Below are 7,160 nucleotides of genomic sequence, written 5' to 3'. Positions count from 1 at the left end.
CAAAATCGAAGGTGCACTGGGTGAGGTAATTCATAACGGCCATTTGCGTCACTCCTGGCGCATTCGATAGCTGGAACGGGGCCGCTTGTCGAAGGAGCCGCTAGGGAAGGTTGGACGCAGCGGCAACGCCGGCTACACATGCGGTATGACTGAATCCGTTCTCGAAATTTCCAACCTCGTCGTCACCTTCGATACGCCCGACGGCGAAGTGGAGGCGGTCAAGGGCGTTTCACTGGCGATCGGCAAAGGCGAATGCCTGGGCATCGTGGGCGAGAGCGGGTCGGGCAAGAGCCAGACGTTTCTCTCGGCTTTCGGCCTGGCGGCGGCGAACGCCAAAGTATCGGGCTCGGTGAAATTCCAGGGCCGCGAGGTCTTGGGCCTGCCGCGCAAGGACATGGACGGGTTCCGCGGCCGCCATGTCGCATTCGTGTTTCAGGACCCGCTGACAGCGCTGACGCCGCACCTCACCATCGAAACGCAGATGGAAGAAGTGCTGGCGCACCATTTCAAAGTGAAGGGCGAGGCGGCGCGGCAACGGGCGATCGAATGGTTGGAGCGCGTGCGCATTCCAGAAGCGGCGCGCAGGCTGACGCAATATCCGCACGAGCTTTCGGGCGGCATGCGTCAACGCGTGATGATCGCAATGGCGATGATGGCGGAGCCGGCGCTGTTGGTCGCGGACGAGCCGACGACGGCCTTGGACGCCACCGTGCAAGCGCAGGTGCTCGATCTGATCGAGGATTTGCGCAAGGACACCAATGCGGCCGTGGCGCTGATCACGCACGACATGGGCGTGATCGCGCGCATGGCGCAGCGCGTGGCGGTGATGCGTCGCGGCGAAGTGGTCGAGACCGGGACGGTCGATGAAATCTACGCCGCGCCGAAGGCGGATTATACGCGCATGCTGCTGCAATCGGTGCCGCGCATCGATGGCGCGCGTGCGGTGGATTTGCCGGCGCCGGATACAGGCGCACCGATCCTCAGCGTCGATGACATTCGCGTGAGCTTCCCCGTACATGTGAAAGACGGCTCGATCTTCGGCAAGACCAAGCCGTTGCGCGCCGTTGACGGCGTGAGTTTTGCGCTGCGCGCGGGTGAAACCCTGGGCATTGTCGGCGAGAGCGGGTGTGGGAAATCCACGCTGGCGCGCGCGGTTGTGCAGCTGCTGCCGCGCAACGCCGGCAGCGTCAGCTTCCTGGGCCGCAATCTGGTGCCGAGCGAGCGCGAGACGATCCGCAAGGCGCGGCAAGATTTGCAGATGGTGTTTCAGGACCCGCTGGCGAGCCTCGATCCGCGCATGACGCTGGGCGCCTCCATCTCAGAGCCGCTGCTCTCATTCGCGCCGGAGCTCGATCGAGCGCAGCGCGAAGAGCGCGCCAAAACCATGATGCACCAAGTCGGGCTCGATCCGGACTTGATCAATCGTTATCCGCACGAATTGTCGGGCGGACAGAACCAGCGCGTCGGTGTGGCGCGAGCGATGATCATGAAGCCGAAGCTTGTCGTGTGCGATGAGGCGGTGTCGGCGCTCGATGTGTCGATCCAGGCGCAAATCTTGAAGCTGTTGGCTGATCTGCAGCGCGAGTTCCGCACCAGCTTTTTGTTTATCAGCCATGACCTCGCCGTGGTGCGCGAGATCTCGCACAATGTGCTGGTGCTCTATCTGGGTCGCGCCGTGGAGTACGGGCCTGCGGAAGTGATCCTGCGCGATCCGCGTCATCCCTATACGAAAGCGCTGCTGGCCGCGGCGCCGACGCCTGATCCCGACGTAGCCCGCAATAAGCCGCGCGTGCGTCTCGTCGGCGACTTGCCGAGCCCGCTCGATACGCGCGCCAGCCTGCGCTTCTTGAAGTCGCGCGTGGTCGACGATCCGGATGCTGTGCAATATCGGCCGCACTGGATCGAAGTGGCGCCCGGCCATTTCGTGGCCGAACATGACGCGGTCGAGAGTGCGGCGGCTTAAATCCGCGCATTCGTCGCAATGATGCTTGCCTGACAGCGCGCGTCCGTTAGCTTTTTGGCGGGTTAAACGGGGCAATCTGCATGCGCGCGCTTCTTTCGGCTGTTGCGGTATTGGTCGCGGTGACGGGTCCCGCGGGGGCGCAAACGGCGCCGCAGCGCGAGGAACGCGGCGCGCTGCGGGTCGAGAATGTGCCGGAGACGCCGCCTGATGTGGCGGACCGTCTGCGCCAATATGTGAACACGCGGGCGGCGAGCTTCGCCGATTGGACATCCGATGGCGGTGTGCTCATCCTGACGCGCTTTGCCGATACAGCGCAGCTTCACCGGGTCGATCAGCCGATGGGCGCGCGTACGCAGCTGACGTTTTTTGAGGAGCGCGTGACCGGCGCTGGTCGTCGTCCAGGCGGCAGCGAAATATTGTTTACGCGCGATGTCGGCGGGAACGAAAATTTCGGTGGCTATCTGCTGGAGAGCGCGACGGGCCGCGCACGACAAATCACCGATGACGGCACGCGCAATGAGGGTTTCATCTGGAGCGATGACGGCGCACAGATCGCATGGTCGTTCGTGCCGAACGCGGAGCCGAACTACGACATCATGGTGTCTGGCGCCGGTGGCGCGCAGCGCCGGCGCGTGCTGGACGCCGAGGGTGCGGTCTATCCCGCGGATTTTAGCGCCGATGGACGCATGCTGCTATTGCAGCGTTACATCTCGATCGCCGAAACACAAATGTCGCTGCTCGACATTGCGACGGGGCAGGTGACGCGTCTGACGCCCGACATCAGCGTTTCGTATCAAGGCGGCGAGTTTACGCCCGACGGGCGCTCCATTATCACGGCTTCGGACGAAGGTTCGCAGTTCCATCGACTGGTGCGCATTGATCTGGCGACTGGCGTGCGCACGGTGCTGACGCCGAATTTAAGCTGGGGCGTGGAGAGCTTTGATCTCTCGCCGGACGGTCGCACGATTGCCTACGTGGTCAATGAAGCTGGGCAATCCACGCTGCATCTGATGAACGCCAGCAATCAGCGCGCGCTGCCGGCGCCGCAATTGCCGCCGGGGATCGTCAGCGGCGTGACGTTCGATCGCGAGAGCCGCCGCATTGGCTTTACGCTGAACAGCTCAACGGCGCCGGGCGATGTCTATAGCTGGGATCTGCGGACACGCCGCCTGACGCGTTGGACGCAGAGCGAAACTGGCGGCATTCCGCAAAGCACGTTCGTGAATCCTGAGCTGATCTCGTGGACGTCGTTCGATGGGCGTGAGATCACGGGCTTTCTCTATCGGCCGCGCACGCCTGGCCCGCATCCGGTGATCATCAACATTCACGGCGGCCCTGAATCGCAATTCCGCCCAGGGTTTTCTTCGACCATCCAATATTGGGTGAATGAATTGGGTGTCGCCGTGATTGCGCCGAACGTGCGCGGCTCGTCGGGCTACGGTCGCGATTTCCTGGCGCTCGACAATGCCGAGAAGCGCGAGGATTCTGTTCGCGATATCGGCGCGTTGCTGGATTGGATTGGCGCGCAGAACACGCTCGATAAGGATCGGGTCGTGGTCTATGGCGGCTCGTACGGCGGCTACATGGTGTTGGCGTCGATGACACATTACAATGATCGTTTGGCCGGCGCCGTTGATATCGTCGGCATTTCCAATTTCGCGACCTTCCTTGAGAATACGTCGGGCTATCGGCGCGATCTGCGCCGCGCCGAATATGGCGATGAGCGCGATCCGGAAATGCGCGCGGTCTTCGATCGGATTTCGCCGCTCAACAATATTAACAACGTGAACAAGCCGATCTTCGTGATTCACGGCTACAACGATCCGCGCGTGCCGGTTTCCGAAGCGGAGCAAGTCTATGCCGCCGTGCGCCGCAATGGCGGTGAGGCGTGGCTAATGATCGCGATGAACGAGGGTCACGGCTTCGCGCGGCGCGAAAATCAGGAGGCGCAGCGCGAAGCGGAAACCTTGTTCTTCCGACGGGTTCTCGGGCTCGAATAGAGCCTAGCCGCGTAGAAGTTCCGTGAGCCGCTCGCGGAGCTTCGGCGCCTCTTCGTCGAGCAGGTCCTTGGGGGTTTCGGCGCGGATGCGAGACTGCGTGTTGCGCGGCAACAAGTTGCGCAACAGCCCCAGGGCGCGCGGCGGCGCGGCGATCACCAGGTGTTCGAAGGCCTTTTGCTTCTCGGCGTCGGTCACGCGCTCGGCCACCCGCTTAAGGAAGTTCTCTTCCTCGGCTTCGTGCAGATCACGTGTCTCCATGCTGTGGCGACCGGGGCCGACGCTGTCGAAACTGCGCGGCGGTCGGTCCTGGGCGTCGTAGAGGTCCTCGCCGCCGATTTCCATGGACCACGGTTCTTGCAGGGGCGCGCCGCGCCGCTCTTCCACGAGCAGGCGGGCGCGGCGTCCGTCGGCCACAAGGAACCAAGCCGTTCCGCTTTCAAGCATAGAAACCTCCATTGCCAGGCAACGCTGCCAGCAAATGGGCGTTCCGGGTTTGCGTCAACTCAAACCGGAGGCGGCCCCTAGAGGCAGCGCGCGTTAAAACCCTCGTCGTGCAGCGCGTCGATGATTTCGGCTGTGTGCTGGGCGTCGCGGGTTTCGATTTCGATGTCGAACTCGACGCCCTTGGCGGGCGCGGAAAGCGACATGCGGTGGTGTTCAACTTGCAGAATGTTCGCGCCCATCTCGCCGATGATGCGCGAACTGGTCGCCAGCGTGCCGGGCCGGTCGTCGCCGACGAAGCGGATCACCGCGATGCGGCCCTCGCGGACAAGCGCGCGCTCCAGCACCGAGGCGAGCAGACGTGTGTCGATATTGCCGCCGGAGAGGATGAGGCCGAGTTTCTGACCGCGGAATTGTTCGGGGTGTTTGATGAGCGCGGCGAGGCCGCCCGCGCCGGCGCCCTCGGCAATGGTGCGCTCGCAATTGACGAAGAGCGAGATGGCGCGCTCGAAGAATTCCTCCTCGAGTACGATGACGTCGTCGATCAGATTCTGCGCGATGGCGAAGGTGAGGTTGCCGACCTGCTTGACGGCGATGCCTTCGGCGATGGTCATGCCGCCGGATTTGGCCGTCTCGCCGCGGGTGCGCGCGTCCCAGGATGGATACATCGCGGCTTCGACGCCGATGATGCGGATGGAGGGCTTCAGCGCTTTCGCGGCGACCGCCATGCCGGAGATCAGCCCGCCGCCGCCGATGGGAATGATCAGCGTGTCGAGGTCGGGCGCGTCGGCCAACATTTCGAGCGCGGCCGTGCCTTGGCCCGCGATCACGCCGGCGTCGTCGAACGGATGCACGAAAACCAGATTGCGCTCGTCGCGCAGTTTCAGCGCGTGTGTATAGGCGTCGTCGAAGGTTTCGCCCTCGATCACCACAGTCGCGCCGCGCGCGCTGGTCTGTTGGATTTTCACGTTCGGCGTGCCGCGCGGCATGACGATCGTGGTGGGGATGCCGAGTTGCGCGCCGTGCTGGGCCAGCGCTTGCGAATGATTGCCGGCGGAGGCGGCGATGACGCCGCGCTGGCGCTCTTCGGCATTGAGCTGGAGCAGCCGATTGAGCGCGCCGCGTTCCTTGAAGGCGCCGGTGACTTGCTGGTTCTCGTACTTGACCCAGATATCGAGGCCGAGCGCTTTGGAAAGATTGGCCGAATAATTGGTCGGCGTATGCAGCACGCGGCCTTTAATTCGTTCTGCGGCTTCGCGGACGGATTGCAGGGTGACGGGCGGTGCGGCGGCGTGTGTGTCGAGCATGAATTGGCGCGACCCTATCGGGCCACGCTTTAAGGTTCAATGTGAGCCGGCCCGGAAAGGCAGGGTGACGCCACGTCTCGCAGCAGCGGTCCCGACGCCGCTCGACTATTTCCGCCCGGGCGTGCGTTGACCCACCGGCGTGCCGGTGCGGCCGGCGATGAAGTCGGGGGCGCGTCCGGCCCAGGCAGCCGCACTCACGGCGATATAGATGAATGGGCCGCCGGGATTGGAGCGGAAATTGGAATCGGTGCCGACCACGTCGTAGCCGCCGCGCGCATTGCGCACGACGAACGCGGAGCCAGAATCGCCGCGCGTGGTGTCGCATTCGTGCGCGAAGGTGTTGTCGTTGTGGACGGTCACCATGCGGCAGCGCAGATTGCCCGAGAGGTTGTCGCCCGTGTCCCACGAATAGCCGGCCTGCTGCAGGTCGGTGGCGAGCGCGACCGCGCGGCCTTCGCCGGTCAGATTGCGCACGCCGGCATGACCGACGCGGTCGCCCAGAGGCTGATCGAGGCGCAGCAGCGCCCAATCCATGCCGTCGATCTCGTCGCCGGAATTGAAGCGCTGATAATTGAAGCGCGGGTCGATCATATACGCGGTGACGTTGGCGGTGTGACGCCCGTCGGCGGTGGTGAAGGCAGCCGTCGCGTTGAGGCCGCCTTGACTGTGGATGCAATGCGCGGCCGTGACGATGACGTTGCTGGCGATCAGCGTCGCCGTGCAGCTCTCGCCGCTCGACATGCGCAGCACACCCATGAAACGCCACGGCGCTTCGTTGACGGGCACGAGCACGCGATCGTCGCGGCCGAAGAAGTGATCGTTGATGGTGAGCGGGCGTTCGCGGCTGTGGCAATCGGCGCGGTCCGTGCGTGCGGCGCATGTGCCGCTGCGGCCGCGGCCAGGCTCTTCGCAGATTCCGTTGAGAGCGGTGTCGCAGCGGTCGCTTTGGTTGCGCATCCAAGCGATGGCCCCGCAATCGGTGCGGTCGGTGCCTTGCACGCAGGCGCCGGTGCCGAAGCCCGGTTCGTCGCACTCGCCGTCACGCGCCCAGCGGCAGGAATCGTTCTCGCCTTCGCGTAAGGCGCGGCAATCGGAGTAATCCGTGCCGAGCGTGCAGGCGCCAGTGCCGATGTCGGGATCGTCGCACTCGTTATCGTTGGCCCAGCGGCAGGAATCATTGCCGGGGCCGGGCGCACCGGGGCGCTTGCGGATTTGCTTTTGAATATCGGTGATGGGCGGTGCGGCTTCGGTGGTGAAGGCGGTCGCGCCGGTGAGATTGAAGCTCCGTACCGACGGCCCGACCTCGCGCGCGGTCACGGCAAAGCTCACGATCACACACGCGGCGATTGTCGCCGCAGCCGCCAAAAGACGCATTTCTCTCTCCGCCGCCCTCGCGCACGAGCGTAGCCTGCGTCGGAGGCGGGGGAAAGCGGCGGACGCGCCTTGATC

Annotated in this window: 5 protein-coding genes; 2 read left to right on the top strand and 3 right to left on the bottom strand. The window is 64.3% G+C overall.

Annotated features, from left to right (window positions below; all coding sequences use genetic code 11):
* Positions 1-145 precede the first annotated feature (145 nt).
* Complete coding sequence (locus tag VF769_RS10020) at positions 146-1,963, top strand: ABC transporter ATP-binding protein (protein WP_331008261.1); 1,818 nt, start codon at positions 146-148, stop codon at positions 1,961-1,963.
* An 80-nt stretch (positions 1,964-2,043) separates the two neighbouring features.
* Positions 2,044-3,963 carry a S9 family peptidase gene (locus VF769_RS10015; RefSeq protein ID WP_331008260.1) on the top strand — a complete coding sequence of 640 codons (1,920 nt, stop codon included), beginning with the start codon at positions 2,044-2,046 and terminating at the stop codon, positions 3,961-3,963.
* 3 nt (positions 3,964-3,966) lie between these two features.
* On the opposite strand, the gene VF769_RS10010 is transcribed toward VF769_RS10015, so the two are convergent.
* The 3 genes from VF769_RS10010 to VF769_RS10000 form a co-directional block, all read right to left on the bottom strand.
* Positions 3,967-4,407 (bottom strand): host attachment family protein, encoded by a 441-nt coding sequence (locus VF769_RS10010; RefSeq protein ID WP_331008259.1) that lies wholly within the window; start codon positions 4,405-4,407, stop codon positions 3,967-3,969.
* A 77-nt stretch (positions 4,408-4,484) separates the two neighbouring features.
* Positions 4,485-5,711 carry a threonine ammonia-lyase gene (locus VF769_RS10005; protein ID WP_331008258.1) on the bottom strand — a complete coding sequence of 409 codons (1,227 nt, stop codon included), beginning with the start codon at positions 5,709-5,711 and terminating at the stop codon, positions 4,485-4,487.
* 105 nt (positions 5,712-5,816) lie between these two features.
* Positions 5,817-7,085, bottom strand: coding sequence for a trypsin-like serine peptidase (locus VF769_RS10000; RefSeq protein ID WP_331008257.1), 1,269 nt, complete (start codon positions 7,083-7,085; stop codon positions 5,817-5,819).
* Positions 7,086-7,160: the final 75 nt, after the last annotated feature.

Source organism: Vitreimonas sp. (genome assembly GCF_036392335.1).
Classification (GTDB): Bacteria; Pseudomonadota; Alphaproteobacteria; order Caulobacterales; family Aquidulcibacteraceae; genus Vitreimonas.
The sequence above is the reverse complement of the archived record's forward strand: the minus strand, read 5'-3'. Positions and strand labels throughout refer to the sequence as shown.